Raw genomic sequence first — 25,437 nt, forward strand, 5'->3', positions numbered from 1 at the left:
CGCAGGGAGTCCCAGGGAGGGGAGACCGGGTGCGGACGGACGGATTCGCCAAGTGGACACAGCGGTTCGAGGACGAACGGGAGCGGCGGGAGGCCGAGGGGGACCCGGACTGGGAGCAGGGGGCGACGCTCCCGTCGGCGGTGTGGGCCGGTATCCAGCGCTTCCAGATCGGCGAGGACGGTGACGGTACGAACCTCATCGGCAAGGCGGATCAGGCCGGCGACGCCGACTACGCGCGGGCGGTCCGGCTCTTCGTCGCCGAGGAACAGAACCACGCCCGCCTGCTCGCCCGGTTGCTGGCCGCGGGGGGCGTGCCGACGCTGAGCGGGCACTGGAGCGACACGGTCTTCGTACGGTTGCGCCGACTCATGGGCCTGCGCATGGAACTGCTGGTGCTGATGATCGCGGAGGTGGTGGCCCTGCGCTACTACCGCGCCCTGCGCGACGGCACCCGCGACCCGCTCACCTCGGATGTGGCGGCCCGGATCCTGGCCGACGAGCAACGCCATGTCCCGTTCCACTGCGACCGGTTGCACGCGTCCCTTGCCGAACTGCCCCGTCCGCTGCGCCGCCCGGTGATGTTCCTCTGGCGACTCCTGCTGCTCGCGGTCACCCTCGTCGTCGCCGTCGACCACGGCCCGGCGCTACGGCGGCTGGGTGTCGGGCGGCTCCGGTTCGCGGCGGACGTCGTTGCACTGGGCGGCAGGGTGGTCTCTTCGGTACTGGCGCCGGTGCCGGACGCGTGGTCGCCGGGAGCCTGAGGCTCAGGACAGCCGCCGTAGATCCTCCAGATACCGCAGGACGGCCGCGACCCGGCGGTCCACCTGGTCCGTGGGGGAGAGGTCGAGCTTGGCGAAGATGCTGCGGATGTGTTTGTGGACGGCGCCGTCGGTGACGACGAGTTTCTCGGCGATGGCGGAGTTGCCCAACCCCTCGGCCATCAGGGCGAGTACGTCCCGTTCGCGGGGGCTGAGCCGGTCCAGGCGGGTGTCCTGGCGGGAGCGGGTGAAGAGCTGGGCGACGACCTCCGGGTCGATGGCGGTGCCGCCGGCGGCCACGCGCCGCAGGGCGTCGAGGAACTCCTCGACCCGGCCGACCCGTTCCTTGAGCAGATAGCCGAGGCCGTTCACCCCGCCGCCGAGCAGCTCGGTCGCGAAGCTCTGCTCGACGTACGCCGACAGCACGAGCACCGCCAGATCGGGCCGCCTACGCCGGGCCTCGACCGCGGCGACGATCCCCTCGTCGGTGTGCGTCGGCGGCATCCGTACGTCGAGGATGGCGACGTCCGGCTTGTGCGCGTCGATGGCGTCGAGCGCCTCGTCGGGCGTGCCCGCGGTGGCCACGACGTCGAGCCCCTCGGCACGCAGCAGCAGGGCGAGGCCTTCGCGCAGCAGCGGGTCGTCCTCGGCTATCACGATGCGCATGTCAGGTTCCATATCTCGCGTTCCGTGGTCCGTCAGTCTGGTGGCGGATGCCGGGGAGTCCGGAGCCGCTGTTCTTGCGGGCGCCGCTCCGGCCGTCGTCCCCGGCTGTCACGTTGGGGCCGCGGTTCTCGTGGGCGCCGCACTGGCCGTCGTCCCCGGTCACCACGATCCGCACGGCAGGCTCCACCTCTCCGGACCTCTGACCCATGGGTCTCAGGCCCCGCATGGAAGGTCCATTTTGAGGGTGGTCGGCCCTCCGGGTGGGCTGTTCAGGGTGAGGGTGCCGTCGTGGGCGGCGATGCGGCGGTGGATGCCGGTGAGGCCGGAGCCCGCGTGCTCGTCGGCGCTGCTGGCCGTCGCCGGCCCTCACGATCCGCACGGCAGGCTCCACCTCTCCGGACCCCTGACCCATGGGTCTCAGGCTCCGCATGGAAGGTCCATTTTGAGGACGGTCGGTCCCCCGGGTGGGCTGTTCAGGGTGAGGGTGCCGTCGTGGGCGGCGATGCGGCGGTGGATGCCGGTGAGGCCGGAGCCCGCGTGCTCGTCGGCGCCGCCGTGGCCGTCGTCCTCTATCGAGAGGAGGAGACGGCCGGCGCTGCCGCGGGCCGTGACGACGGCGTGCTGGGCGCCGCTGTGCTTGGCGATGTTGGTCAGGGCCTCGGCGACGACGAAGTAGGCGGTCGCCTCGACGGACGCGGCGCAGCGTTCGGGCACGTCGACGTCGACCCGGCAGGGCACCGCGCAGTTCGCGGCGAGGCCGGACAGCGCGCCCGCGAGCCCCCGGTCGGCCAGTACCGGTGGCAGGATGCCGCGCGCGACCGTGCGCAGTTCGGCCAGCGCCTGTTCGGCGGCGGACTGGGCGCGTTCGAGGAGTTCGTCGGCGCCGGCCGGGTCGCGGGCCACCATGCGGCGGGACGCCCCGATCAGTACGGCGACGGAGACGAGCCGGTTCTGCGCGCCGTCGTGCAGGGAGCGTTCGATGCGCCGCAGTTCGGTGGCGTGGGCGTCGAGCGCGGCGGCCCGGGTCGCGGTCAACTCCGCTACCCGCAGGGAGAGATCGGCGTCCGGTCCGGCCGACAGCAGCCGCCGCCCGGGCCCCGCCTGCAGCCGGGCCATCCCGGGGGCCAGCCCCAGGATGATGGCGATCCACCCCACGCCCAGCAGCGTCACGCCGAGGGCGTCCGCCCAGGTGTGTGCGTTGCCCACGCCCACGGAGGTGGCGGTCGCGCCCTCGGGCATCAACCTCCAGTACAGCGGAAACGCGGTGTCCCGCACGGCGAGGATCGGCAGCAGGACGCCGAGCAGACCGAGCAGCGCGCCCGTCGTGGAGTGCCTTACCAGCCAGGCCAGTTCGCGCCGGGTGGTCGTGTCTACGAGGGCCGCCCGCAGCCGCGTCGGCGGGGGATCGGGGGCAGCGACCTCCGGCCCGAAGCGGGCGAGCCGGTCGCGTTCCCGGCCCGCCAGGGCGTGCAGCGCGCGCAGGGACGCGGGCGCCATGAGCAGTCCTACGCCTACGAGGCTCGTCGCGGCCGTCAGGGCCAGCCACAGCAGCAACAGCACAGCCGGCAGGCCCGTGTTGAACCCGGAGACGAGTTGGGCGATGGCCCGACCGGCGGCACTCAGCGTTCGTAGGGCGATGTCCTTGAAGCTCTCGCGGTTCTCGGCAGTCTCGCCGTTCTCGCCGCTCCCGCTGTCCTCACGCGGGCCCGCCGCCGCACCGCCCGCCTCGCTCGTGCTCGCTGCCATGCGAACGACCCTATGTCGCGCCGGAGTTCGCCGTCACCCGAGAGACAAGGGAGTACAGCCTGCTGTACCCCGAACCGGGCGGACTGCGGGATCGGCCGCGAGGGGTGCCGATCCATAGCGTCGGTGACGACAGCGGGTACGGCCCACGGCCCCCTCACCCACTCACGGGAGCAGCCCCGATGCACAACACGCAGAACACGACGACCTCCGATCCCGCCGACCGGCTCAGCTCCGGGGACATCGCCCGCACCCTGCTCTGGATGGTGGTGGTGGCCAGCGCGCTCACCAACATGGCGCTCTCCTTCGGCGGTGCCCACACCTGGGTGCACCTGGTGTGCGGCGCGGTCACCGTGCTGTGCGCGGGCGCCCTCGTCGTACGCAACCTGCGGGGCCGTCGATGAACGCCAACGCCCCGGCCATCGCCCTGGAGCGGGTCAGCAAGGCGTACCCCGGCGGCGTACTCGCCCTGGACGACGTCTCGTTGACCGTGGAACGCGGCACCTTCCTCGCCGTGATGGGACCCTCGGGTTCCGGCAAGAGCACACTGATGCACTGCGCCGCCGGACTCGACTCCCCGACCTCGGGCAGCGTCCGCATCGACGGTCACGAGATCGCCGGGCTGAACGAGACCCGCAGGACCCAACTGCGCCGCGAACGCGTCGGGTTCGTGTTCCAGGCGTACAACCTGATCCCCTCCCTCTCCATCGAGGACAACATCACGCTGCCCCTGCGGCTGGCGGGACGCACGGCGGACCGCGACTGGCTGCGGACGCTGGTGGAGCGGGTCGGACTGGGCGACCGGCTGAGCCACCGCCCCGCCGAGCTGTCCGGTGGGCAGCAGCAACGGGCCGCCGTAGTAAGGGCGTTGGTGGCCAGGCCCGCCGTCGTGTTCGCCGACGAGCCGACCGGCGCGCTCGATCTGCGCAGCGCGCACGAGGTCCTCGACCTGCTGCGCGACCTCGTCGCCGATCTGGGCCAGACGGTGGTGATGGTCACCCACGATCCGGCCGCCGCCGCCCGCGCGCACCAGGTGCTGGTGATGGCGGACGGCCGGGTGGTCGAGGCCCTCAAGGCGCCCACCGCCCCCGAACTGGCAAGCCGCATGGTCGCGTTGGGAGAGGTGTGAGTCATGTTCCGTCTCGCGATACAGATGGTCGGGCACCGCGTCACGGCGCTGATCGCCGTGGCCTGCGCGGTCCTCGGCGGCGCGGCGCTGATCACCGCGACCGGCGTCCTGGCCGAGTCCGGCCTCCGCTCCCACCTGCCCGCCGGCCGGCTCGCCGGAGCGTCCGTGGTGGTCGCGGCCGACCAGGAGTACCACCCGCCCGGCGACCTGCCGCTCGCCCTCCCGGAACGCCGTAGGATCCCGGCCCAACTCGTCGGCGAACTGGGCAGGTTGCCCGGTGTCACGGCCGCGGTCGGCGACGTCGGCTTCCCCGCCGCCCTCGTCGAAGCCCACGGACAGGTGGCCGTACCGGCCGGCGATCCGCAGGCCGCGGGGCACGGCTGGTCCTCGACGAAACTGCTCGCGAACGCGAACGCGGACGCGCACGTCACCGGCAGCGCGCCGGACGCCTCCGACGAGATCGCCGTGGACCGCGCCACCGCCACGGCGGCGGGCATCGGGCCGGGCGACAGGGTCCAGGTCGTCGTCAACGCCCGCCCGGCCACCGGCTATCGGGTCTCCGCCGTGGTCGACACGCGGGGCGCGGGCGCGGGCTTGTACTTCGCCGATACGACGGCCCTACGACTCTCCGGTCGCGCGGACCGCGTCGACCTGGTGGGTCTGCGCACCGCGCCCGGCGCCGAGGGGCGGGTCGCCGCCGAGGTCCGTACGGAGCTGAAGGGCACCGGCCTGCTGACCGTCACCGGCGACGGGCGGGGCGACACGGCCGCGCCCGGGGCCGGCGCCTCCCGCTCGCTGCTGGTGCTGCTCGCCGGTTCGCTGTCCGGGATCGTCGTGCTGATCACCGGGTTCGTGATGGCGAGCGCGCTGGCCGTGTCGATCGCCGGGCAGCGCCGCGACCTGGCGTTGATGCGGGCGGTCGGCGCGACCCCGAAGCAGATCCGCCGACTGGCCGCCGCCCAGTCCAGCGTCGTAGCGGCGGTGGCCGTGGCACCCGGCGTCGGACTCGGCTACCTCCTCGCCGGACAGTTCCGCGGCCTGCTCGTGGACCACGCTGTCATTCCCGCCGAACTCCCGCTCACCTTCAGCCCGTTGCCCGCCCTCGCGGCGATCCTCCTGCTGCTCCTGGCCGTCCAGGTGTCGGCCCGCTGCTCGGCCTGGCGCACCTCGCGGATGCCGGCCACCGAGGCGGTCGCCGAATCCCGCAGCGAACCGCGCGAACCGTCGCGGACCCGGACCCGGATCGGCGTGATCGTCATCCTCGCCGCGCTGGCCATGTCGGCCGTGCCGCTCTTCCTGCGTACGGTCATCGGCGCCACCGCCACCTCGATCGCCGGCATCGTCGGGGCGATCGGCCTGGCGCTGGCCGGTCCGGCGCTGGTGCGGGGCATCGGTGGTGCGGCGGCCCGCGCCACGCGGTACGGCGGGTCCGCGTCGACCTGGCTGGCGATGGCCAACCTCCGCGCCTACGCCCTGCGCAACGCGGGGATCGTCTCCACCCTGGCCATGGCGGTCATGTTCGTGCTGACGTACACCTTCACCCAGACCACCGTCCTGGCCGCCACCGCCCACGACACCCGCACCGGCACCCTGGCCCAACTGCGCCTGAGCGCACCGGAGTTGGGCGGACTGCCCCCGGACACCCTCGCCGCCGTACGGAAGACGGCCGGGGTGCGGGCCGCCGCCCCGGTCGGCACGACGACCGTGGTGTGGGAGTACGAGCAGTTCGGCGACCCGGCGTCCGAGTCGGGTCCCGCGACGATCCTCACCCCGGACGCGGCGGGCGTCCTCGACCTCGACGTACGCGACGGCGCCCTGGACCGCCTCACCGGCGCGACCGTCGCCGTCAGCGCCGATGTCGCCCGCTCGCGCTCCGCGACGGTGGGCCACCGGGTGAACCTGGTCCTCGGCGACGGCACCCGGGTCCGTGCCAAGGTCGTCGCCGTCTACGGCCGGGGCCTCGGTTTCGGCACGGTGGTGCTCTCCCACGACCTGGCCGCCGGTCACACCACGACGGCCCTCGACCCGTCCCTCCTGATCCGCACGGACGGCACGGCGAGGGCGAGGCAGAGTCTGACGGCTCTCGCCGCCTCCCACCCCGGCCTGGACCTCGCCCCCGCCAACTCCCCCTCCACCGGCGGCCTGAAGGACGCCCCGCCCGAGGTGTGGATCAACCTGGTCACCATCGTCGTCCTGCTCGGCTACCTCCTCCTGAGCATCGCCAACAAGCTCGTCGCGGCCACCGCCCAGCGCCGGGTCGAACTGGGCGCCCTCCGCCTCAACGGCACCACCCCCCGCCAGATCCGCGCGATGATGCGCCGCGAGGCCGCGGTCACCGCCGCCACCGCACTCACCACCGCCCTGCTGCTCTCCGCGCTCCCCCTGGCCCTCCTCGGCCAGGGCTTCCTCGGCCACCCCTGGCCGGCGGGCCCCACCTGGCTCCTCCCGGCCCTCGCCCTCACGGTCACCGCCACGGCGTTCCTGACCATCGAACTCCCGACCCGGCAGGCCCTGCGGACGGCACCGGCGGAGGCGATTCGGGCGCAGTGAGCCGCCTTGCCCCGAGCCTTCAGGGAGCGGATGCCGAGACGTCGACGTCCTCGGCACCCGCCCGCCGCTCCCGGTCCCGCCCCCTCCCGACGAAGAAGCCCAACACCGCCGTGACGGTGGACGTGAGGGCGATCCGCACGGCCCATGTGCCGACGAGGTCGTCGCCGATGACGGAGGTGACGGCCGGGCCGTGGAGCAGCGCGTCGCTCAGGAGCACGGCGCCCGCCGCGCTCAACGCGTAGATCCACAGCGGAGGTTCGTTCGCGGCGATGAGGACCGAGGCGGCCGCGACCACGACCGCGCTGAGTACGACGGTGAGCGAAATGATGTCCATGGCCTCCAGCATTCCGGCGGCGGGGCGGCCGGTCGTCGGCGCTGCGGAGGAAAGGGACCTATACCAAAGGATGGAGACGGTGGGTCGTGCGCGCCCCCCGGGGGAGTGTTACGGGACCGTCGGCTCCTTCGTGCTCCGGCCGCGCGGCCCGTCCAGTTCCGCCGCGAACTGGGCGCCCGTGAGCAGCGCCAGGTTCGACAGCCACAGCCAGACGAGGAAGACGACGATGCCGGAGAGCGAGCCGTACAGCCTGCTGTAGGCGCCGAGGGTCGAGGCGTACGACGAGAAGCCCGCGGAGACGCTCAGCCACAGCGCGGCGGCCAGCGCGCCGCCGGGCAGGGTGTGGCCGTGGCGGCGGGCGGAGGCCGGGCCGGTGTGGAAGACGACCACGACCAGCAGGGCGACCAGGCACAGCAGTACCGGCCAGCGCAGCAGGCTCCATGCCCAGGCCGCGGTGGTGCCCATGCCGAAGGCCCGGCCGACGACCTCCGCGAGCGGGCCGGTCAGCAGCAGGGTGAGCGAGCCGACGAGCAGCAGACCGAGCAGGACGAGCGCGGTGAGCACGATGCGGTGCGCCTTGCGCCAGGTCGAGCGCTGGTCCTCGACGCGGTGCATCCGGTGCAGGGCGCGGCGGAACACGGCGAGATAGCTGGACGCCGACCACAGCGCGCTGGCCGCACCGGTCACGAGCAGCGGCCACGCCGTACCGTCCGCGTCCAGCGCGTGGGACAGGACGGCGTGCAGGTCGGCGCCGGAGCCGGCCGGGGCGTAGGCGGTGACGTGGATGACGAACTCCTCGGCCGTCTCCGGGCTGATCAGACCGAAGGCCAGGACCGTCGCCAGCATCGCGGGGACCACCGCCAGGATCGCGTAGTACGTCAGCGCCGCCGCGTAGTCCGTGATGTCGTCGTTCCACAGCGACACCGGCGTGCGCCGCAGCGCGGGCCACCAGGCGGCGGGCGGCCGCAACCCGGCGATACGGCGGGCCCGGCCGGCGTACGGCTCCGCCGCGCTCACGGCTTCCCCGTCAGCGGCGGGACGGCCGCCGGGGACGTACGGATGGAGCACGTCACAGGTCGTCTCCTGGTGGGTCGACAGGCGGCGGTGGGGGTGGCTCGTGCCCATCTGCCCCCAACCTCCGGATTCCCTTCTGCCCGGGCCTGGACGTCCTACTCCACGCGGGGCGGCTCGGGCGGTCCGGCCGAGGACGAGGTCGTAGAGGATCGGTTCGCCGGTCGCGGACGCGCGAGTGCCCGGAGTGCGGCATGCCCGCGCGCCGCTCACCCCTCCCGGGATGGGAGCGGCAGGAGCGTGGCGGTGAGGGTGTTGGCCAGCCACTCCTCGTAGGTGGCGGCCGGCCAGCCGCGTCCCGCGGTGAGCTGGGTGAACAGTTGCGGTCCGGCCAGCGCCCAGACGGCGTCCACGACGTGGGCCGGGTCCGCGTCCGGACGCAGCGCGCCGGTCTCTTCGAGGTGGGTGACGAACGCGGTGACGCCGGTCAGCCGCTCCTGCTCGGCGGTGGCCAGAACCTCGCCGACGTCCGGGCCGGCCTGGGTGAGCAGGGCGAACAGCGCGGCCACGCGTTCGTTGAGCCCGCGCACGAACGCGGCGTAGAGCAGGAACTTGGCGACCGGGTCCGTCGTCCGCAGGACCTCGCGCATCTGGGGGCGGTCGGCCATGGCCACCGGTTCGTCGTCGCCGGCCAGCGTGATGTCCCACAGGGCCTTGACCATGCCCGGTTTGCCGCCGAAGGACTTGTAGATGGTCTCGGCGGAGACACCGGCCCGTTCGGCCACCGCGCGGATGGTCGTGGCGTGGAAGCCGTCCCGGAAGAGCAGCTCTCGGCAGGCCGCCAGCACCGCGGCGCGGTTGCGGTGCGCGGCTTCTCGCCGGCGCTCGGAGTTGTAGGGCCGGCGTGGCGTCTCGCCTGGCATCGGCGCTCCTCCCTCAATCTGTTACAGTCGACTGTATTGAAATTCCGAATTCGTTTCGGCACAGCTCCGTTGCCGGAGGCTCTCATGTCCCGTCCCGCGACCGTGCAGGTGGCACCCGGCGTCCATCGCCTCGGTGATCACGGCGTCAACTTCTACCTGATCGAGGACCCCGACGGCCTCGTCCTGGTCGACGCGGGGCTGCCCGCGCACCGGGAACAACTCGACGCGCTGCTGGACGACCTCGGCCGTCCGCCGGCCGACATCCGTGCCGTGCTGCTGACCCACGGCCATCTCGACCACACCGGCCTGGCCCACACCCTCCAGCAGGCCGGCGCGGACATCTGGATCCACGAGCGGGACGCCGGCATCCTGCGCGACGGCCCGCGGAGCGCCAACCGCCATGCCAAACCGGAGCGTTCGATGCTCCCCTACCTCCTGCGCCGGCCCTCCGCGCTCGCCCTCCCGCTCCGACTGGCCCGCTCCGGAGCCTTCACCGCCCCCGCCGTACGGGACGCGCGGGTCTTTGACACCGACCGGGTGCTGAAGGACCTGCCGGGCGCCCCGCAGGCCGTCGTCATGGCCGGACACACGCCCGGCAGCACCGCGTACCTCTTCGCCGACCGGGGACTGCTCTTCACCGGCGACGCCCTGGTCACCGCCGACGCGTTCTCCGGCCGCACCGGGCCCACGCTGGTGTGCCGCTGCTTCACCCACGACAGCCGCGCGGCGCTCGCCGCCCTCGACCGGCTCGACGAACTGCCCGCGGTGGGCATGCTGCTGCCCGGCCACGGCGAGCCCTTCACCGGCGGCATCGGGGCGGCTTCCCGGCTGGCACGCGAGTACGGCGTGCGCTGACCCGGCCCGATCCCACCCGTAGCGCGGCTCGCGGTGTCGCGCCACAGACCTCCGGGCGGTGCCCCGTCGCCGCCCGGCGCATCGATGCACCTCACGTTCCGAACTCCCAAGGAAATGACATGAGTTCTGCACCGTCGAACAACGACACCGAGACGAAGGACCCGCAGACGGCGGACTACCTCCGTCCGCGCGTCATGCACGTCCCCGCCGAGAAGGGCATCGTCAAGTGGATGTCCGGCGACGTCTACTCGACCCTGGCGCCGGCCGACTCCACCGGCGGCATCCTGGGCTTCACCGACTGCCGGCTGCCTCCGGGCGGCGGGCCGATCGCGCATGTCCACCGGAGCGCGGACGAATCCTTCTACGTCATCTCGGGCGCGGTGGAATTCCTGAACGGTGAGGAGACCTTCACCGCCAACCCCGGCGACTTCGTCTTCGTACCCAGGGGCACGCGGCACCGCTTCCGCAACCGCACCGACGAACAGGCGCACATGGTCTCCTTCTTCACCCCCGGCGGAGGCGAGAACCTGTGGCTGGAGGGCGGGGACGACCCCGTCCCCGGCGAGGAGCCCACGTTCTGGCCGGCGGAGCGCGGCATAGCCCTGGGCCCGCTCCTCTCCCGTCCGGAGATCGACTTGGTGCTGCTGCCGGAGGCTCCGGACTTCGAGACGCCTGCCGACGGGGCCTGATCCACTTCGACGAGGCCTGACCTGCGACGGCCTGGTCTGGTCTACGAAGATCTGGTCTGGTCTCGCCGACCTGGTCTGGTCTACGCCGACCTGGTCTGGTCTACGACGGTCTGGTCTGATCGGCGCCGCGCGGCCCGGTCGGCATAGCGGGAACCGATCGCTTCTGCGCCGTCGCGGGTTCGCCGCTTGTCTCGTCCCCGCGCCTGTCCCCGTCTTCGCCGCCCTAATCCCTGTGCGCTCGCGCTGAGCCGTCGATATAGACACGGTCGACGTAGGGACGAAAGACGGATGGACGGGGCGGGCGGTCTGGAGCGGGCTCCCGCCGTCTCGAACGCGTCCGCGATGCCGTCGTCGGGGGCGGCCGGTAGAGGTCTGGGCTGGACCGGGGACTGGCCTGGGCGCATGCCGCATTCCCGGCCGTGTCGGGTCCGCGTCACCCCACGACGTGGCCCGCGCGGGGTAGGTCCGCGATGCCCTGGTCGGGGGCGGCCGCAGATGTCTGGGCTGGCCCGGACCGGCCGGACGTGTGGACCTCCGGACTTGGCTGGGCGCGTGGCTTGGCCACTGCCCCGGCCGCGTCGGCTCCGCGTCACCCCCTGACGAGGCCCGCGCGGCGCAGATCCGCGATGCCCTCGTCGAGGGCGGCCCGCAGATGCGTGGACCGGCCGGTCGACAGCAGGATCGACACGCCCCCTTGGATCGCGGCGAGCAGCGCCGCGGCCCGTGCGTCGACATCAAGGCCGTCCGAGAGCTCGCCCGCCGCCTGTAGCGCCCGGATGCCCGCCGCCAGGCTCTCCTGCCATCTGCGGAACAGCTCGACCACGATCGCCCGCGCCCCGGGGGTCGAGCGCCCGACCTGGAGGAACAGTGCGCCGAGCGGACACGCGTCCCCTTGTGCCTCGTAGCGCTTGACGACCGCGTCCCGCCACTGGTCCCAGGCCTCCCAGGAGTCGAGGCTCCCCAGATGGGGCTGTTGGTCCTCCAGGACCTGGTCCGCCTCGAACTGGGCCACGGCGAGGAGGAGTTCGTCCTTGCCGGCCGGGAAGTAGTGGAACAGTTGGCTCTTGCTGGTACTGGTCCGCGCCATGATGTCGTCCAGCGTCGCCGAAGCGACACCTTGCTCCCGCAGCACCTCCGCCGCCCCCTGGACGATCCGGCCCCGCGTAGCCCGCCCCTTCGCCGTCAGCTTCCCGGACATGACCCGCCTTCTCGCAGTGGCAGTGGACTGGGTGGTCCATCTTGCCCGCCGCGCGAAGTGAGATCCATGAGGGTCAGTCGGGCCACGGCGACGAGCCCGAATACACCAGGGAAGGGGAACTCGTGCCCCAGTAGCGGCGAGGCCGGGATGAGCCGGATCGACGAGGCCCACTGGGTCGGCGTGCCAGCTGGCGCCGGGCTCTAGCGCAGGGCGTCCTCGGGTTCCCGCCAGGGCGTGGAGGCGATCGCCTGACGCGTCCAGCGGCCGTAGGCCACGAAGCCGAGGCGCTGGGTGTCGGACAGACGCGTCAGTACGGCGAGGTCGACGGCCGTGATGCCGGGGGCGGTGGCGAAGCCCTCCTTCAGCGTGGCGACGATGTTGGAACCCACGGACGTCAGCCACCACAGGACGCGGTCCCGCTTGGTGAGGTTCTTCAGCGTCGGGCGTCCGCCGGGCGTGAGCCCAGGCGTCTGGCGGCATGGAGTCGAGGTCCTGTTGCCGCACAACAACCGAAAGCACCGAGCAGTCCACGCCTACGGCACAGCCGGCGGCCGGATTGTCCGAGAAGGCGGTGTTCACCGCTTCGCAGACGGTGTCCTCGTCATTGGCGAGCAGGGCGTGCCACCAGCGTTCGGCCTCGTCCGTCAACCGATGGCGAATCTCTCGCAGTCGCGCTGTCTCGGCGGCCAGGTAGGCGGGCGCGTCCTGTTCCGCCCGTTGCCTGGCCGCAGCCCTCTCTGCGCGGGCCAGCCGCCCCACGCCCTGAAGATGGAACGTCCGGGCTTCGGCGAGCGCCCAGGACAGGCTCAGTTGAGGGGCGTCCGGGATGACGGGCGGATGCGCCTCGGGGAAGGACTCCAGGTGAACGCTGGTCATCTGCCGCCTGAGCTCGCGCAACTGAGCGATGGCGGCATCACGCTCCGCCTCCTGCTGAGCCCGGTCCGCCTGACGGCGAACCCGGTCCAGTTGCGCGACTGAGGGGGCGACCGCTCGAGATCCTGTCGTACGCCGCGTACTGGTACGCCGTCGATTGCCGCGGAGGGAACTCGATGCCTAGAAGGGGCCGCGTCCGGTCGACATCCTGGCGCCGCCACTGCCCACGCTGAGCCTCGCCGCACGTGGCCCGATCGAGGTGCGCACCCCACGAGTGGAGACCCGCACACTCATCCCGGGCACACCGACACGGAAACCGAACCCCATGACATACCCCTCTCCCGTCCGGATACATCAATCCGGTACATGGACTACCCTTGGTACATGTCGATGAAGCGCACCAACGTCTACGCCGACCCCGAGGACCTGGCCATCATCAAGGAGGCTGCCAAGCGCCGAGGTATAAGCGAGGCCGAGATCATCCGCCAGGGCATCCACCTCGCGGCCATGGCGAACCGGGTCTGGGACGAGCCGCTTTTCTCGCGGACCTTCGAGGGGTCTGGGCGGACGTTGTCCAAGTCGGAGGTCCGCGACACGGTCGCCGAGGCCGTCCGGCGTGAGACCGGCTCGGGTTCCGGATCCGCCGCGTGATCATTGTCATCGCCGATACGTCCGGCCTTCTGGCAGCCCTGGATTCGACTCATCCGGAACACCAGGCGGCGAACGAGGCGATCATGGCGGCCGGCCTACTGGTCATGTCCCCGCTCCTGCTTGCCGAACTGGATCACGTGGCGACGCGTGAGCTCGGTAGGGAAGCAGCCCTCAGCGCGGTCGACGACCTACGGCGCTGGATGAGCCGCGGTCGTGTCGTCATGCCGGAGATCACCGAGGCCCACCTGGGTGCCGCCCAGTCCGTCCGTGTCCGCTACCGCGCGCTGGACCTCGACCTCGACCTCGCCGACGCCGTGAACGTGGCGCTTGCCGCCGACTACGACACGGACGCGATTCTCACCCTCGACCGACGAGACTTCCGAGCCGTACGCCCATTGGGCTCCTACAAGGCGTTCCGGGTACTTCCCGACGACCTCCCGCTCTGACGCAGGGCCCGGAATCGTACGCGTACAGCGAATTCGCGAGTCGGCCGATCCTGCCCAACCAGGCCCCGGCGCGGTCGAGTTGTCCGCGGGACCCGCGTCGACCTGAGCTTCGACGAGGCGCTGCGGCAGGCGCGGGCGTTCGCTCCCTGCCTCATCGTGTGCGAACAGAACGACTTCGTCGGCCCGCTGGCGCTCCCCTTGCGACCCGCGGCCAACTAGTCGGATGTCCTGCTCGTGACGCTCATCGGCTTCGCCGCGCTCCTCGCCGGACGGGATGTCAGAACGCCTTCAGCTGCTTCAGCAGTTCCAGGGTGTCCGAATTGAGCCAGTACTCCACGAACTTGCCGTCCCGTATGCGCAGCGTGTCCGTGCCGGTGAAGGTGACGGCCGTGCCCGGCTCTGCCTTGGCGCCGGGGAAGCCGCCGGCGTAGGTGCCGGTGGCCGTCCAGCGCACGGAGGCGTAGTGGCCGTCGATCAGCGGCTCGACCTGTGCGGAGAAGTGAAGGTCGGGGAAGGCCGCGCGGGTCTGGCCGATCCAGGCCACCAGACCGTCGACGCCCCTGATGGAGCTGCCGTCACCGCCGTCGAGGAGGGCGGCGTGGACCCGGAAGTCGGGAGAGATGATGCCGGGCGCCTGGGAGAAATCGCCGTTCCAGACCTGGATCCAGGCGTCGAGCATCGCCTTCGTGGTCTTCGTGGTCTTCGTGTTCGTCGCGTTCTTCTCGTTCATCGTGAGTCCCTTGTGGTTGTGGGTGGTGACCGCGTGCGCGGCTGCGGATGTGCGCGCCGGGTGTGCGGCGGCCGTGGTGGCGGTGATGGCCAGGGCGGCCAGTGCCGTGGGGATGATCAGGCGGAGACGGCGGCGGGCGGTGGTGATCGTGGGCATGGCGATACCTCGTACTTCCGGACCTCCGGTGGTGGGAATCAGTCGGTGCAGGTGGTGCCGGGCGCGGGCAGGACGCGGGTGGTCAGGTACTTGTTGGTGGCGTCGCGCACGCACTGGGAGAGCGGGAACACGCTGTAGTCGTCGCCTTCTCGGCTGAGGACGACGCTGCCGGGCAGTTGGGCCGCCATGGCGTAGCCCGCGCTGTGTGTGGGGGGCGAGGGCGCGATTCTGAACATGACAGCTCTCCCGGAGCGTCGTCGAGCCACGACCGGCGCGGAAGGGGAGGACCGCGCGATGGCCAGCTGCCGTGCGGGCGCTACGGGTTGAGTACGACCTTCCCGGCGACCGTGCCGGACTCCGCCAGCCGCAGCGCCTCGGCGGCGCGGGCAAGCGGCAGTTGGGCGGCGATCTGCGCGGTGATCTCGCCACGCTGGAGCGCCGCGAACACCTCGGTGAGGTCGGAGTGGAGCCGGGCCCGGAAGCGGCTGCGGCTGAAGCCCCGGCCGGCCCAGACGTTGAAGAAGTAGGCGCGGCGGCGGTTGGGCAGCGCGTTCCAGAGCCACACCCGGCCGAGCAGCTTGAGCACGGGCCACTGCTTGGAGCCGCTGTCGTCGCGGGTGGAGGCGCTGCCGTAGCAGACCAGCGTTCCGCCGGGCGCGAGGAGGCGCCAGGAGTCGACGGCGCTACGGCCGCCGACGTGATCGAAGACGGCGTCCACGCCGCCCGGGGCAAGCTCGCGGACCCGGGCCGGGATGTCCTCGGTGCGGTAGTCGACGGGGATCACTCCCCGTTCCCGCAGGGCGGCGTGGTGGCGCGCGGACGCGGTGCCGATCACCTTCACGCCTGCGGCGTGGGCGAGTTGGACCAGGACCGTGCCGACGCCCCCGTTGGCGCCGTGCACGAGGATCGTCTGACCGGCGCGGACGCGGGCCTTGCGGTGCAGCATCTGCCAGGCGGTGATGCCGTTGACGACCACGGTCTCCGCCTCGGCCGCGCCGACCCCGTCGGGCACCGGCACCACGTCGGCCGCGTCGACGAGCACATGGCTGGCCCAGCCGCCGACCTTGACCAGCGCGGCCACCCGGGTGCCGACCAGGTCCGCACGGACACCGTCTCCGATCTGCGCAACGGTGCCGACCAGGTCGTAGCCGGGGATGAACGGGAACGGCGGCTGGTCGTAGTAGCGGCCTCGGCGCATCTGCTGCTCGGCGAAGGAGACGCCGGTCGCCTCCAGGCGGACCAGCACCTGACCCGGCCCCGCGGCGGGGACGACTCCCTGCCGTATCTGCAGCCCTTCGGGCTCCACCGTGCCCGGCAGTACGACCTCGACCAGTGTTTCGGCGCTCATCGCAACTCTCCAGAGGATCTCGCGTATGTCAGTGACTCACTCGTTCGTTAGAAGTTATAACTGACTTCAGTCGTGAGGGTCAAGTACTTTCGCTATAGGGTCTAACTGGGAGCAGCTCGCCGCTTCAGGGGCGTCCGGCACCCTCGCCGACACCGTGCGCGACGCCGCCGCGACCGGAGCGGATTCGACCGGACCCGGCCACGCACTGCGTGCCTGGGCGCTGGCCGACCCTCAGCGATACTTCCTCGTCGACGGCACACCGGTCCCCGGCTACCACGCCCCGACGAGGCCCGTCTCGAAGCCCATCTCGCCGAGCACCGGCACTGGGCGGCCGACCACCCCGCGACCCCGCCCGCGCTGCGCCGCGCACTGCTCCTCTGGACCCGCCTCCACGGCATCCGTCCCTGGAACTGGCAGGCCACTTCACCGGCATGGGCCTCGACCCGGCCGTCCTCTACGACACCTACGACACCGAACCGCACCAGCTCACGGGACTGCGCGCGCCGTGTACCTCGCGGCGCTGAGGGTCGATAACAAACAAACCCCAGGCCAATGGCCTGGGGTTTCATCACGGAGCGGGTGACGAGAGCGGCTCAACGGCGCGAGACCGCCTCGGCCCCGGCGGTGACCGCGGACGGCGTACTGACCCTCTCCTCGGTGCCCCGTCCGCGACGGTGCGTGATCATCCAGAGCGTGGCGAGCAGCGCGGTGGAGGCGAGGACGAGGAGCAGTTGCGATGTGTGCGTTCCGGCGCTGTCCGCCGTGCGGGCGACGGGGTTGGGCAGGCCCAGGCGGTCGAGCAGCCAGCCGAGGGCCAGAGTGGCGGTCAGCAGCGCGCAGGCATTGCGGACGGCGGAGTGCCTGCGCAACCGGACCAGGCAGATCAGGCTCGGCAGGGCGAGCAGGACGAGGAGGAGTTGCATGCACTCGATGCCGAGGTTGAACCCCGCCAGACTGAGGGCCAGTTGACTGGTGGAGAGGTTCATCTCGGCCAGGGTGAGGGAGAAGGCCAGACCGTGTCCGAGACCGAAGACACCGGCGATGACGGCCTCGTGTCCCGGGAAAATCGGACGCACGGCGTGGACGGCCCCGACGAGAATGCTGAAGGCGATGAAGGCCTCGACCGGCTGGGCCGGGATGTCGAGGCGACCGAAAGCGCTCACGGCCAGCGCCAGGGAGTGGCCGAGCGTGAACGCGAGAGTGGTGCGGCCGATCCGGCCGAGGGCGGTGCGGGTGCGCACCGATCCGCGCCAGCGGTTCCCGGCCGCCTGGAGCGGTGCGGGCAGCAGCAGGATGAGCAGGAACAGCAGATGGTCGGTGCCTTCGAGGATGTGGTCGGCGCCGAGCCGGAACATGGCGTAGGTCCCGCTCCAGACACTGCCGCCCTCCAGGTCGACGGTGAGGGGGGCGATGGTCATGGAACGGGTGTCGATGCGGATGACGCCGACCTGGGTCGCGCCGTCCTGGCCCTTGTCGGCCACTTTGCCGGTGGCCCAGTCCTGCCGGACGGAGACCAGGACGGTGTGGGTGACGACCTGGTGGACGATGGCGTCGTAGTCCAGGACGAACCGCCGCACGTCCCCGCCGGGAGGCGGTGTGAGGGTGGCCTGGACGGTCAGCTCCCGGTAGACACCGGTGGAGGTCTGCTCCGCCCGGCTCAGTGCCATGGCACCGAACGTGACGGCCCATGCCTTGCCCTTGCCTTTGCGGGAGGTGGGGCGGACGTGGGCGGACAGGTAGCGGCGGATCGCGGGGATCCGTGCCGACAGTTGCCTCGCCGTGGTGGTGTCGTCCAGGGCGATGCCGCTGGCCCGGGAGAAGTCGCTGAGCGGCAGGTCCAGTTCGGCGGTCACCGATGCCTCGTGCACGTCGAGCAGGAGCACCGAGTGCGGCATGGGATGCGCGGCGGCCGGCGGCGCCGCCAGAAGCAGCGCCGCCAGGACCGCCACCGCCAACCCGACCGTCACGCGGAGCGCTGATGACAGGGAGAGCGGCGAGCGGTTCATCAGAAGGCGAACTCCCCGCCGTAGTCGCGGGTGTGGTCGCGGTAGACGGTGTGGTAGTGCACCTGGTTGCGGTAGATGACGCCGTTCTGGCAGACGAACTCGATCCAGACACCGGGTCCGTCGATGCGCACGTAGTCACCCTGGCTGCTCAGGCCGCTGCCGCCCGAGTAGGAGATGTAGGTGCCGGCGAGCTCCGACTGGTAGGTGGCCAGCAGCGAGGCGGAGGTCGTGTCGTCCGCGACCTTGACCCACGGGGTGATGGCCGCGAGCACGAGCGCCTGCTGGGCGCTGGAGAGTCCGCTGACCGCGAGGCCCTGCTTGGTCGTCGGGAACTGGCCGTCCTTGCCCGGGCCCAGCAGGACATCGCTGAACGACGACGACAGCTTGGCCTGGGAGAGCTGGCTGCTGCTCAGGCCGGCGAGCATGGCGACCATCGCGTCACGCATCCCGCTCAGCGGTGCGTACGTGGTGCCGTTCGAGGTCCAGCTCGACGGCTCCACGCCCACGAAGTAGGGGGTCGTGCCCTCGACCGCGCCGTCCTTGTAGGTGAGGTTCACCGCGAGGTGGTGGCCGCCGAAGTGAAGCTGCCAGGTGCCGCTCGTGCTCGGGGTGCCCAGGAAGGCCAGGTAGTAGTTGCCGCTGCCGTAGCCGCCGGAGCTCTGCCCGAGGATGTCGTCGGCGGCCAGGATCTTGGAGACCTGGTCGTACCCGGTTCCGCTGCCCGTGCCGGTGGCCGCCTGGACCACCGCCTTGGCGGCGGCGAGCTGGGTGCTGCTGAGCGTGCTGAACTGAATGCCGACGCGGCAGGAGGAGCCGCACGGGAGGTTCGACCAGGCTGTGGCGTTGGCCTCCGTGAAGCCGAGGAGCACCTGCGATTTCTGGCTCGTGGACAGGGTGTTCAGGAACGTGTTGGCCGCGGTGACCACGTCCGAGACCGCCGCGGTCGACACGGTCGTGGTCGCCGAGGCGTTGGACGAGTCGCTCTGGGCGGTGGCGGCGTTCGCGTGGACGTACGCCCCTCCCACGAGGAAGACGGTGGCCGCGGTAACGGCCACGCCCGTCCGCTGCCAACTCCCCGCCAGTCTGCTGCGCGTGCTGTTTTCTGGCACCTCAAGGGTCCCTTCGGTAGTAGTCCGCAGGGCTTCCGAAGACCGCCTCACCAGCATGTTTGTCATGCATCTGACAAGTCTTGCCTCGTGTCGGGCCGGAGAGGAGAACCGGAAGTCCTGTGTCGTTGTCCGAACGCGCTGGAGCGCAGAAAACGCTGCTGCGCATCGCCCCGAAAAGCAATCTGAGCAACCTGTGAATTCACCCAGGAGCCGAGAGTGGCTGTTTTTGATCGTCGGGGAGGGATGTTCCCACTGGACAACAAGCAACCCCCAGGCCGCTGACCCGGGGGACGGCATCACACGTCGAGCTTGGACACGTCCGGCGCGTCGGCAGCGACGTGCCGACCGGCACGGGGGCGGACGGGCCGTCCCGGAACGGCATTCCAGGGCAGTACCGTTCCCGCAGGTCAAAGGGCATCTTTCCATTCCACTGTCCCGTACCTGTTGAAGATCATTGCCTACCTCGGGGCAGTCATCCCACGCTGTTGTCCAGCAGCGGATCCGGGCCGTCCGGATTCCACGGAACAGACATGTGAACGGGGAAGAACACTCATGCTCCAGCACCGCATCCGTACCACCGCCCTGGCAGCCACCACCCTCCTGGCCGCCCTGTCGCTCACCGCCTGCAACGGCCTGAACGACACCGCGTCCCCCGCCTCCACGCCCAGCGCCTCCAGCACTTCGGGCAAGAACACCGGCGGTACTCAGGACACCGGCGCGAACGGCGCCGCCAGCACCGGCAGCACCGGCAGCTCCGGCAGCTCCGGCAGCACCACGGGGAAGAAGACGACCGCCGGTGGCTCGTCGTCCGGCTCCGGCTCCTCCTCCACCGGCGGGTCCTCCTCCGGCAGCGGCGGCAAGAGCGGCTACGGCCAGAGCTGCGGCACCAACGACCTCACCTGGAGCACCCGCTCCGAGACCCAGGCCGGCGGCTACATCCTCATCATGGCCAAGGCCAAGCCCGGCATCACCTGCGTCCTGCCCAGCGGCCTCCCCGTCGTGGCCTTCGGCTCGGACGGCACCCAGGCGCGCAACGCCGAACAGGTCGTCGGCAACGAACTGACCCTCAGCGGCTCCACCATCGCCTACGCCGGCGTCAACCCCAAGACCACCAACACCAACGACGGCAAGGAACTGACCAGCATCATCGTCAGCGTCAGCAACAACGACCCCCACCCCGTCTCCCTGAAGACCGGCACCATCACCGTCGACAAGCCCATCGTCACCGACTGGCACACCTCACCCGCGGACGCCGTCCCCGGCGACGGCGGCACCGACGACTGACGTCTCCCACACGGGGGTCCGTGGCCCGCGGGCGGCATGTGTAAGGCATCGGTGCCGTCATGCCGCCCTTCGGCATCGCCACTCCTGCCGCTTCCCCTTTCCACATCTTCCGGTCCGTGTTCGTTGGTTCTTCGACCCCAGTCTTGAGGCTCACCTGTGCCCAGATCCTTGCCCGCCGCCACTGTCCGCGGCCGTCACCGCAAGCCCAGAGCGATGAGCCCGGCGGCCCGCCGAGCACTCGTGGTCGTGGCGACCGGCCCCATCGCGGGGTCGATCCTGGCCGCTCCGTCAGCCTTCGCCGCCGGCGAGGCCGTCCCGAAGAGCACCGTCACCTCACTCGATGCCGCCGAGCAGAAGATCGCGGACAATCTCAACACCCGCAGCCAGGACGCACGGCTCGGCAGCACGCTCAGCGGTGTCGTGATCGACGCCAAGTCCGACAGGGTGGTCTGGGGCCATGACGCGACCACCGCGCTCATGCCCGCTTCCAACACCAAGCTCGCCACCTCCACCGCCGCGCTGACCGTGCTCGGCCCCGACCATCGGTTCACCACCAAGGTCGTCTACGGCGACGGCACGCTCACCCTCGTCGGCGGGGGCGACCGCACGCTGTCCACCGAGGACCTCGACGCACTGGCCAAGACCGCGGTGGCGGGTCTGAAGAACGCCGGTCTCAGCTCGGTGAAGGTCCGCGTAGACGACAGCCTCTTCCCCGAGCCCACACTCGCCAACGGCTGGAACACCGGCTACTACCCGACCGAGGTCGCGCCGGTCCGGGCCCTGGTGGTGGACGGACACGCCGTCACGGACACCTCCTTGGACGCGGGGCAGGCCTTCGCCAAGCTCCTCGCCGACGGGGGCGTCACGGTCACCGGTGATGTCACCCGCGGTGTGGCCGGGGACGCGGACGTCCCCGTGGCCCGGCACCGGTCCGAGAAGCTGTCCGCGATCGTGAAGCACATGCTGAAGGTGAGCGACAACAACATCGCCGAAACGCTGCTGCGGATGACCGCGCTCGGCGCGGGCCGCCCGGCCACGTTCGAGGACGGAACGGCGGTGGTACGGGAGGTACTCAGCCACAGGTACGGGGTGTCCCTGGACAACTTCGAGATGTACGACGGCAGCGGGCTCTCCCGCTCCACCCGGATCCCGGCCCGGACCCTGGCCGACATCCTCGATCTGACCACCGACCCCCGTTACCACCGGACCCTGAAGTACATCGCGGACGGCCTGCCCGTCGCGGGCGAGGCGGGAGCCACCCTGGGGCCCGAGTGGGGGCGGTTCGACACTCCGGACTCCCAGTGCGCCGTCGGAAAGGTCAAGGCCAAGACCGGCACCCTCACCGGCGCCATCGCCTTGAGCGGCATGACGAAGGCGCAGGACGGGCGCTGGAAGGTCTTCTCCTTCGTCGAGAACGGTTCCACCGCCGCCCCGGGCGACATCAAGGACGCCTTGGACGGTCTCGCCGCCACCGTCAACGGCTGCTGGGCGTGACACGCGGCAGTGCTACGGGATCCGTCAGCGATGTGGCGGATCCCGTGTGCCGTCGAAGCCGCCGGCCTGCCGCACCGACCTCACGTCGGGTGCCGTCGTCCTGTGGATCGAGGACGACGTCGTCCACCGCCCAGCGGGTAGTCGTATCCCGGGCGGCCCGCATCCGCGCTGGCCGTTCTTGACGAGCGTCGACGTACTCATGTGCAGCCGCTTGGCCAACGCCCCATAGCTGCCCCCCGGTGTTCCAGTCGCGCATTCCAGGGCAAGTGCGTTCCCCCTGGTCAGGGCGTATTTCGCCGTTCCAGTGTCCCCACCTGCCCGCCCGGCGTGGCGGCTGGGACGGATCACCTCACAAGCTTCAGTCATCCAGGCATCACCCCACCCGAAGACCGAAGGGGGTCAGTCACGTGTCCGACATCCGGGCCTCCCGCACCCGCCTCGTCGCCGCCGCCGCGACCGTCGTACTCGCCGCGCTCTCCCTGACCGCGTGCAACGACGGAACTGGCATCAAGGACGACGGCGCCGCGGCGAAAACCTCCAGCACCCTCCACCACCCCACCGCTTCCACGACCCCGCCCCCCTCTTCCGACGCCGACGTCAACGCCTCCTCCTCGGACTCGGACGCCAAGTCGGCCCCCGCCGCGAAGAGACCCGGCGTCTCCTCCGGCAAGCCGGTCACCTGCGAGGGGTCGAACACCAAGGTGGTCGCGGTCCCGCTGACCCGCCCCGTGAACCACATACTGCTCACGGTGACCAACACCGGCGGCAAGAGCTGCTTCCTCTACGGCTACCCGGCCGTCCGTTTCGGCGAGGCCCAGGCCGTGCCCCCGGTCATCGACGGCTCGCGGCCGCAGGCGGTCGTCACGCTCGAGGCAGGCCAGTCCGGCTACGCCTCCGTGAACCTGTCCGCCGCCGACGGCAGCAGTTCGAACGGCCACACCGCGAAGTCCCTGACCGTCTCCTTCTACGGTCCCTCCCTCAGCGGAAGCGTCGGCGCGGCCGCCCGTCCCTCGTTGCCCGCGAAGGGCGTCTACGTCGACGACTCGCTCAAGGTCACGTACTGGCAGCAGTCGATGGGCGACGCCATCAGCTGGTGATGTCCGAGAACACGTTCGAAGAAGCACAGCGGCCCACAAACCCGGTCAGGCAGGTACCTCACATGAGCAGCACTCGCAAGATCTCCCGTCTCGTGACCATCTTCGTCGGCGCGGCCTTCCAGGTGATCGTCCTGGGCGGCACCGGCGACCTCGCGGAGGAGGCAGGGGTCGTCCGGCGACGCCACCCGGCCTGAACACGCCGGCCGGATGGGCTCCTTCGCTTGCTCATTCACATGTCGTGAGGTGCGTGCTCGTACGGGTCGAAGGACTCGTCGCGCTGGACCACGCACAGGGCCCAGATGATGAACCCGGAGAGCGCGATCATCACGACGGACCACACCGGGTAGTACGGCAGGGAGAGGAAGTTGGCGATGATGACGAGTCCGGCGATGGCCACGCCGGCGACGCGTGCCCAGGTCGCGGTCTGGAACAGCCCGATGCTGACGATGACGGCGACCGCGCCCAGGGCGAGGTGGACCCAGCCCCAGCCGGTCAGGTCGAACTCGAAGACGTAGTTGCGTGTGGTGAGGAAGATGTCGTCCTGGGCGATGGCCATGATGCCCCTGAAGATGTCGAGCAGGCCGACGAGGACCAGCATGACGCTCGCGAAGGCGGTCAGGCCCCCTGCCCACTCCTGCTTCGTCGCGTCCGCCTGCCGTGTGTGTGTCGCGGTCATGCCCGTGCCCCTTTTCGTGTCGTCCCGCGCGTGCTCAGCCTCCGTAGGAGGAGGTGGTACCCGAGCCGGTGGCCGGCCCGTGGCCGGTCAGGACCAGTTCCTTCGCCCTGTTGAACTCCTCGTCCGTGATGTCGCCGCGCGCGCGGATCTCGGACAGCGTGGCGAGTTCTTCGACGCTGCTGCGTTGACCCTGGTCGCCCGCGGCCTGCCTGATGCGGGCGTCGAAGGCGTCCTGCTGTGCTCGGGCCTGCGCTATCTCTCGGCGGCCCATGTTCTTGCCGCGGGCGATCACGTAGACGAGGACGCCCAGGAAGGGCAGGACGATGGTGAACACCAGCCAGCCGGCTTTCGCCCACCCGTTCATGGCGTCGTCACGAAAGATGTCGACGACGACCCGGAAGAGCAGGACGAACCACATGATCCACAGGAAGAACAGGAGCATGCTCCAGAAGACGCTCAGCATGGGGTAGTCGTACGCAAGGTACGTCTGCGCGCTCATGTCTCTCCTCCATCCCGGGCGCTCGCCCGGCCGCCGTTGTGCTCGCTTCAGGGTGCGCACGGGCCAGGGCCCGGTACCTCACCCTTCGCGGGTGAGCGTGCGGGCCGTCCAGTCCGCCCGGTCGACGCGCTCCGGCGGTCGGATCAGGGGCCGGCCTTCGTACGGCGGCGGGGTGCGGCGGCTGTCCGGTACCTTGCCGGAGCAGTCGGCCGTACTCCGCGCGTTCCTCGGCGGTCAGGACATGGGAGGCCTCCGCGGATCCTTCCGGGTCCGGCGAAGCCGGGGCCGAGGCCGGGTTCATGGATGGTCCCCTCGTCATGTGGTGAGCGGGTCGCGTTCCGGCCGCCCGTCGGCACCTGCCGGTCTCGCCGGCCGGGCCGGTCGTCAGGTCGTCGTGGCGGGGCGGTGCGGGCCGCGCGCCCTTCGGAGCGCGGCCCGCCAAGCGAGGGCGACCGCCGCTTCGGCCAGACCGAGCAGGACGAGCCACAGGCCGAGCAGCCGGGTCAGGGCGCGGGCCGATTCAGTCGGCAGGGCCAGCACCACGATCCCCGCGACGATGCCGAGCACCGCGACGCCCAGGACGACGCCGCGGTGCGGCAGGTCCTTGTCGGCGATGGCCGCGTAGAGGGTGAGGACGCCGGACACCAGCCAGACGACGCCGACGATCAAGGACAGCGCGGCGATGGTCTGGAGCGGGTTCCGCAGGCACAGCACCCCGGCGAGGACGTACAGCACGGCCAGCAGCAGCCCCGGGAGCCGTTCGCCGCGCTCCTCCCGGCCGAAGCAGGCCACGAACCGGAACCCCCCGGTCAAGAGCAGGTGCAGGCCGATGAGGACAGCCAGGACGTGCAGGGTCTCGTCCGGCCAGACCAGCACCAGAACGCCCGGCACCATCGTCGCGACCGCCGAGCCCAGGATCCAGGTCCACGAGCGGCCCAGTTGCGCCAGTACGTCCGCGGCATCACTCACCGGGCGGGGGGCCGCCCCGTCGGCAGGAAGTTCCGGTTCGACAGGCGACGCCGGGTCACGCGACGTGGTCATGGCTCCTCCTCGCACGATCGGGCGGGTCGCTCCCGGACCGCCGACGGGGCGGTGCGTGGGGAACCCCTGGCTGCCTCAGCGTCCCGCGTGCCACCCGACCGCCGGGTCACCCACGGCGGGTGATCGGGCGGCACCACCGTGGCGATGGGGTTGGGAAGTGGATGCGTTCGC

The 25,437-nt window shown here is 71.1% G+C and carries 28 protein-coding genes and 2 pseudogenes; 14 read left to right on the forward strand and 16 right to left on the reverse strand.

All coding sequences use genetic code 11. From position 1 onward, the window contains the following. Window positions 1-29 precede the first annotated feature (29 nt). The gene (locus ABZT04_RS03360; RefSeq protein WP_356052413.1) at window positions 30-761 is read left to right on the forward strand and encodes a ferritin-like domain-containing protein; all 732 of its coding nucleotides are present in this window, start codon (window positions 30-32) and stop codon (window positions 759-761) included. Between the two features lie 3 nt (window positions 762-764). Here ABZT04_RS03360 and ABZT04_RS03365 read toward each other — a convergent pair whose 3' ends face one another. The 3 genes and pseudogenes from ABZT04_RS03365 to ABZT04_RS03375 all read right to left on the reverse strand — a co-directional run bounded on the left by ABZT04_RS03365 (window position 765) and on the right by ABZT04_RS03375 (window position 3,170). Next, window positions 765-1,424, reverse strand: a complete 660-nt coding sequence (locus ABZT04_RS03365) for a response regulator transcription factor (protein WP_356052415.1) — start codon at window positions 1,422-1,424, stop codon at window positions 765-767. A gap of 213 nt (window positions 1,425-1,637) precedes the next feature. Further along, a pseudogene (locus ABZT04_RS03370) lies at window positions 1,638-1,769 on the reverse strand (sensor histidine kinase); the annotation flags it as partial. Window positions 1,770-1,841: 72 nt separating this feature from the next. Next, a complete protein-coding gene (locus ABZT04_RS03375; RefSeq protein WP_356052417.1) occupies window positions 1,842-3,170 on the reverse strand; it encodes a sensor domain-containing protein in 1,329 nt (442 codons plus the stop codon). A 179-nt stretch (window positions 3,171-3,349) separates the two neighbouring features. Between ABZT04_RS03375 and ABZT04_RS03380 the strand changes: the two genes are divergently transcribed. The 3 genes from ABZT04_RS03380 to ABZT04_RS03390 are packed head-to-tail and all read left to right on the forward strand — an operon-like array spanning window position 3,350 to window position 6,846. Then, complete coding sequence (locus tag ABZT04_RS03380; RefSeq protein WP_356052419.1) at window positions 3,350-3,571, forward strand: hypothetical protein; 222 nt, start codon at window positions 3,350-3,352, stop codon at window positions 3,569-3,571. Next, the gene (locus tag ABZT04_RS03385) at window positions 3,568-4,296 is read left to right on the forward strand and encodes an ABC transporter ATP-binding protein (RefSeq protein WP_356052422.1); all 729 of its coding nucleotides are present in this window, start codon (window positions 3,568-3,570) and stop codon (window positions 4,294-4,296) included. The genes ABZT04_RS03380 and ABZT04_RS03385 overlap by 4 nt, the downstream gene beginning before the upstream one ends. A 3-nt stretch (window positions 4,297-4,299) precedes the next feature. Next, window positions 4,300-6,846, forward strand: coding sequence for an FtsX-like permease family protein (locus ABZT04_RS03390; protein ID WP_356052424.1), 2,547 nt, complete (start codon window positions 4,300-4,302; stop codon window positions 6,844-6,846). A gap of 19 nt (window positions 6,847-6,865) precedes the next feature. Here ABZT04_RS03390 and ABZT04_RS03395 read toward each other — a convergent pair whose 3' ends face one another. The 3 genes from ABZT04_RS03395 to ABZT04_RS03405 all read right to left on the reverse strand — a co-directional run bounded on the left by ABZT04_RS03395 (window position 6,866) and on the right by ABZT04_RS03405 (window position 9,114). After that, window positions 6,866-7,180: a hypothetical protein gene (locus tag ABZT04_RS03395; RefSeq protein WP_356052426.1), complete on the reverse strand. Its 315-nt coding sequence runs from the start codon at window positions 7,178-7,180 to the stop codon at window positions 6,866-6,868. A 108-nt stretch (window positions 7,181-7,288) separates the two neighbouring features. Beyond that, a complete protein-coding gene (locus tag ABZT04_RS03400; RefSeq protein WP_356052428.1) occupies window positions 7,289-8,305 on the reverse strand; it encodes a YihY/virulence factor BrkB family protein in 1,017 nt (338 codons plus the stop codon). Between the two features lie 155 nt (window positions 8,306-8,460). After that, window positions 8,461-9,114 (reverse strand): helix-turn-helix domain-containing protein, encoded by a 654-nt coding sequence (locus tag ABZT04_RS03405; RefSeq protein WP_356052430.1) that lies wholly within the window; start codon window positions 9,112-9,114, stop codon window positions 8,461-8,463. A gap of 84 nt (window positions 9,115-9,198) precedes the next feature. Between ABZT04_RS03405 and ABZT04_RS03410 the strand changes: the two genes are divergently transcribed. Both ABZT04_RS03410 and ABZT04_RS03415 read left to right on the forward strand, forming a co-directional pair. Beyond that, entirely contained in the window at window positions 9,199-9,969 is a 771-nt protein-coding gene (locus tag ABZT04_RS03410) for an MBL fold metallo-hydrolase (protein WP_356052432.1), read from the forward strand. Window positions 9,970-10,088: 119 nt separating this feature from the next. Further along, the gene (locus ABZT04_RS03415; RefSeq protein ID WP_356052434.1) at window positions 10,089-10,658 is read left to right on the forward strand and encodes a cupin domain-containing protein; all 570 of its coding nucleotides are present in this window, start codon (window positions 10,089-10,091) and stop codon (window positions 10,656-10,658) included. A gap of 589 nt (window positions 10,659-11,247) precedes the next feature. Here the strand turns inward: ABZT04_RS03415 and ABZT04_RS03420 are convergent. Both ABZT04_RS03420 and ABZT04_RS03425 read right to left on the reverse strand, forming a co-directional pair. Further along, the gene (locus tag ABZT04_RS03420) at window positions 11,248-11,856 is read right to left on the reverse strand and encodes a TetR/AcrR family transcriptional regulator (RefSeq protein ID WP_356052436.1); all 609 of its coding nucleotides are present in this window, start codon (window positions 11,854-11,856) and stop codon (window positions 11,248-11,250) included. Between the two features lie 200 nt (window positions 11,857-12,056). Continuing rightward, entirely contained in the window at window positions 12,057-12,245 is a 189-nt protein-coding gene (locus ABZT04_RS03425; RefSeq protein WP_356052438.1) for a hypothetical protein, read from the reverse strand. 106 nt (window positions 12,246-12,351) lie between these two features. Between ABZT04_RS03425 and ABZT04_RS03430 the strand changes: the two genes are divergently transcribed. The 3 genes from ABZT04_RS03430 to ABZT04_RS03440 all read left to right on the forward strand — a co-directional run bounded on the left by ABZT04_RS03430 (window position 12,352) and on the right by ABZT04_RS03440 (window position 13,826). Next, the gene (locus ABZT04_RS03430) at window positions 12,352-12,834 is read left to right on the forward strand and encodes a hypothetical protein (RefSeq protein WP_356052440.1); all 483 of its coding nucleotides are present in this window, start codon (window positions 12,352-12,354) and stop codon (window positions 12,832-12,834) included. 279 nt (window positions 12,835-13,113) lie between these two features. Next, window positions 13,114-13,380 (forward strand): CopG family transcriptional regulator, encoded by a 267-nt coding sequence (locus ABZT04_RS03435; RefSeq protein ID WP_356052442.1) that lies wholly within the window; start codon window positions 13,114-13,116, stop codon window positions 13,378-13,380. After that, the gene (locus ABZT04_RS03440; RefSeq protein WP_356052444.1) at window positions 13,377-13,826 is read left to right on the forward strand and encodes a PIN domain-containing protein; all 450 of its coding nucleotides are present in this window, start codon (window positions 13,377-13,379) and stop codon (window positions 13,824-13,826) included. The genes ABZT04_RS03435 and ABZT04_RS03440 overlap by 4 nt, the downstream gene beginning before the upstream one ends. Before the next feature lie 277 nt (window positions 13,827-14,103). Here the strand turns inward: ABZT04_RS03440 and ABZT04_RS03445 are convergent, their stop codons facing one another. The 3 genes from ABZT04_RS03445 to ABZT04_RS03455 all read right to left on the reverse strand — a co-directional run bounded on the left by ABZT04_RS03445 (window position 14,104) and on the right by ABZT04_RS03455 (window position 16,060). Beyond that, entirely contained in the window at window positions 14,104-14,712 is a 609-nt protein-coding gene (locus ABZT04_RS03445) for an ester cyclase (RefSeq protein ID WP_356052446.1), read from the reverse strand. 38 nt (window positions 14,713-14,750) lie between these two features. Beyond that, window positions 14,751-14,948 carry an alpha/beta hydrolase gene (locus tag ABZT04_RS03450; protein WP_356052448.1) on the reverse strand — a complete coding sequence of 66 codons (198 nt, stop codon included), beginning with the start codon at window positions 14,946-14,948 and terminating at the stop codon, window positions 14,751-14,753. An 80-nt stretch (window positions 14,949-15,028) separates the two neighbouring features. Continuing rightward, window positions 15,029-16,060 carry a medium chain dehydrogenase/reductase family protein gene (locus ABZT04_RS03455; protein WP_356052450.1) on the reverse strand — a complete coding sequence of 344 codons (1,032 nt, stop codon included), beginning with the start codon at window positions 16,058-16,060 and terminating at the stop codon, window positions 15,029-15,031. A 139-nt stretch (window positions 16,061-16,199) separates the two neighbouring features. Between ABZT04_RS03455 and ABZT04_RS03460 the strand changes: the two are divergent. Next, window positions 16,200-16,584 (forward strand): annotated as a pseudogene (locus ABZT04_RS03460) (TetR-like C-terminal domain-containing protein); the annotation flags it as partial. 69 nt (window positions 16,585-16,653) lie between these two features. Here ABZT04_RS03460 and ABZT04_RS03465 read toward each other — a convergent pair. Both ABZT04_RS03465 and ABZT04_RS03470 read right to left on the reverse strand, forming a co-directional pair. Beyond that, window positions 16,654-18,066 (reverse strand): HupE/UreJ family protein, encoded by a 1,413-nt coding sequence (locus tag ABZT04_RS03465; RefSeq protein ID WP_356052452.1) that lies wholly within the window; start codon window positions 18,064-18,066, stop codon window positions 16,654-16,656. Further along, on the reverse strand, window positions 18,066-19,175 hold the full coding sequence (locus ABZT04_RS03470) for a DUF3500 domain-containing protein (RefSeq protein WP_356052454.1): 1,110 nt from the start codon (window positions 19,173-19,175) through the stop codon (window positions 18,066-18,068). Before ABZT04_RS03470 ends, ABZT04_RS03465 begins: the two co-directional genes overlap by 1 nt. A 552-nt stretch (window positions 19,176-19,727) precedes the next feature. On the opposite strand from ABZT04_RS03470, the gene ABZT04_RS03475 reads away from it, so the two are divergent. The 4 genes from ABZT04_RS03475 (at window position 19,728) to ABZT04_RS03490 (ending at window position 23,244) form a co-directional block, all read left to right on the forward strand. Next, window positions 19,728-20,459, forward strand: coding sequence for a hypothetical protein (locus ABZT04_RS03475; protein ID WP_356052456.1), 732 nt, complete (start codon window positions 19,728-19,730; stop codon window positions 20,457-20,459). 213 nt (window positions 20,460-20,672) lie between these two features. After that, window positions 20,673-21,953: a D-alanyl-D-alanine carboxypeptidase/D-alanyl-D-alanine-endopeptidase gene (gene dacB, locus ABZT04_RS03480; RefSeq protein ID WP_356052458.1), complete on the forward strand. Its 1,281-nt coding sequence runs from the start codon at window positions 20,673-20,675 to the stop codon at window positions 21,951-21,953. 407 nt (window positions 21,954-22,360) lie between these two features. Beyond that, window positions 22,361-23,050, forward strand: a complete 690-nt coding sequence (locus ABZT04_RS03485) for a DUF4232 domain-containing protein (RefSeq protein ID WP_356052461.1) — start codon at window positions 22,361-22,363, stop codon at window positions 23,048-23,050. 62 nt (window positions 23,051-23,112) lie between these two features. Further along, on the forward strand, window positions 23,113-23,244 hold the full coding sequence (locus ABZT04_RS03490) for a hypothetical protein (RefSeq protein WP_356052463.1): 132 nt from the start codon (window positions 23,113-23,115) through the stop codon (window positions 23,242-23,244). A gap of 35 nt (window positions 23,245-23,279) precedes the next feature. Here the strand turns inward: ABZT04_RS03490 and ABZT04_RS03495 are convergent, their stop codons facing one another. The 3 genes from ABZT04_RS03495 to ABZT04_RS03505 all read right to left on the reverse strand — a co-directional run bounded on the left by ABZT04_RS03495 (window position 23,280) and on the right by ABZT04_RS03505 (window position 25,266). Beyond that, a complete protein-coding gene (locus tag ABZT04_RS03495; RefSeq protein ID WP_356052466.1) occupies window positions 23,280-23,726 on the reverse strand; it encodes a hypothetical protein in 447 nt (148 codons plus the stop codon). Between the two features lie 34 nt (window positions 23,727-23,760). Further along, window positions 23,761-24,225, reverse strand: a complete 465-nt coding sequence (locus ABZT04_RS03500; RefSeq protein WP_356052468.1) for an SHOCT domain-containing protein — start codon at window positions 24,223-24,225, stop codon at window positions 23,761-23,763. Between the two features lie 384 nt (window positions 24,226-24,609). Then, window positions 24,610-25,266, reverse strand: coding sequence for a DUF308 domain-containing protein (locus ABZT04_RS03505; RefSeq protein WP_356052470.1), 657 nt, complete (start codon window positions 25,264-25,266; stop codon window positions 24,610-24,612). Between the last annotated feature and the right edge of the window lie 171 nt (window positions 25,267-25,437).

This window comes from Streptomyces sp. NPDC005492 (assembly GCF_040605995.1).
Lineage (GTDB): Bacteria > Actinomycetota > Actinomycetes > Streptomycetales > Streptomycetaceae > Streptomyces.

What these genes read in the sequence shown, in the direction of transcription:
- ABZT04_RS03365 (WP_356052415.1), bottom strand. Translation starts at nt 1,424, where the DNA reads ATGCGCATCGTGATAGCCGAGGACGACCCGCTGCTGCGCGAAGGCCTC.
- ABZT04_RS03375 (WP_356052417.1), bottom strand. Translation starts at nt 3,170, where the DNA reads ATGGCAGCGAGCACGAGCGAGGCGGGCGGTGCGGCGGCGGGCCCGCGT.
- ABZT04_RS03380 (WP_356052419.1), top strand. Translation starts at nt 3,350, where the DNA reads ATGCACAACACGCAGAACACGACGACCTCCGATCCCGCCGACCGGCTC.
- ABZT04_RS03385 (WP_356052422.1), top strand. Translation starts at nt 3,568, where the DNA reads ATGAACGCCAACGCCCCGGCCATCGCCCTGGAGCGGGTCAGCAAGGCG.
- ABZT04_RS03390 (WP_356052424.1), top strand. Translation starts at nt 4,300, where the DNA reads ATGTTCCGTCTCGCGATACAGATGGTCGGGCACCGCGTCACGGCGCTG.
- ABZT04_RS03395 (WP_356052426.1), bottom strand. Translation starts at nt 7,180, where the DNA reads ATGGACATCATTTCGCTCACCGTCGTACTCAGCGCGGTCGTGGTCGCG.
- ABZT04_RS03400 (WP_356052428.1), bottom strand. Translation starts at nt 8,305, where the DNA reads ATGGGCACGAGCCACCCCCACCGCCGCCTGTCGACCCACCAGGAGACG.
- ABZT04_RS03405 (WP_356052430.1), bottom strand. Translation starts at nt 9,114, where the DNA reads ATGCCAGGCGAGACGCCACGCCGGCCCTACAACTCCGAGCGCCGGCGA.
- ABZT04_RS03410 (WP_356052432.1), top strand. Translation starts at nt 9,199, where the DNA reads ATGTCCCGTCCCGCGACCGTGCAGGTGGCACCCGGCGTCCATCGCCTC.
- ABZT04_RS03415 (WP_356052434.1), top strand. Translation starts at nt 10,089, where the DNA reads ATGAGTTCTGCACCGTCGAACAACGACACCGAGACGAAGGACCCGCAG.
- ABZT04_RS03420 (WP_356052436.1), bottom strand. Translation starts at nt 11,856, where the DNA reads ATGTCCGGGAAGCTGACGGCGAAGGGGCGGGCTACGCGGGGCCGGATC.
- ABZT04_RS03435 (WP_356052442.1), top strand. Translation starts at nt 13,114, where the DNA reads ATGTCGATGAAGCGCACCAACGTCTACGCCGACCCCGAGGACCTGGCC.
- ABZT04_RS03445 (WP_356052446.1), bottom strand. Translation starts at nt 14,712, where the DNA reads ATGCCCACGATCACCACCGCCCGCCGCCGTCTCCGCCTGATCATCCCC.
- ABZT04_RS03450 (WP_356052448.1), bottom strand. Translation starts at nt 14,948, where the DNA reads ATGTTCAGAATCGCGCCCTCGCCCCCCACACACAGCGCGGGCTACGCC.
- ABZT04_RS03455 (WP_356052450.1), bottom strand. Translation starts at nt 16,060, where the DNA reads ATGAGCGCCGAAACACTGGTCGAGGTCGTACTGCCGGGCACGGTGGAG.
- ABZT04_RS03465 (WP_356052452.1), bottom strand. Translation starts at nt 18,066, where the DNA reads ATGAACCGCTCGCCGCTCTCCCTGTCATCAGCGCTCCGCGTGACGGTC.
- ABZT04_RS03475 (WP_356052456.1), top strand. Translation starts at nt 19,728, where the DNA reads ATGCTCCAGCACCGCATCCGTACCACCGCCCTGGCAGCCACCACCCTC.
- dacB (WP_356052458.1), top strand. Translation starts at nt 20,673, where the DNA reads ATGAGCCCGGCGGCCCGCCGAGCACTCGTGGTCGTGGCGACCGGCCCC.
- ABZT04_RS03490 (WP_356052463.1), top strand. Translation starts at nt 23,113, where the DNA reads ATGAGCAGCACTCGCAAGATCTCCCGTCTCGTGACCATCTTCGTCGGC.
- ABZT04_RS03495 (WP_356052466.1), bottom strand. Translation starts at nt 23,726, where the DNA reads ATGACCGCGACACACACACGGCAGGCGGACGCGACGAAGCAGGAGTGG.
- ABZT04_RS03500 (WP_356052468.1), bottom strand. Translation starts at nt 24,225, where the DNA reads ATGAGCGCGCAGACGTACCTTGCGTACGACTACCCCATGCTGAGCGTC.
- ABZT04_RS03505 (WP_356052470.1), bottom strand. Translation starts at nt 25,266, where the DNA reads ATGACCACGTCGCGTGACCCGGCGTCGCCTGTCGAACCGGAACTTCCT.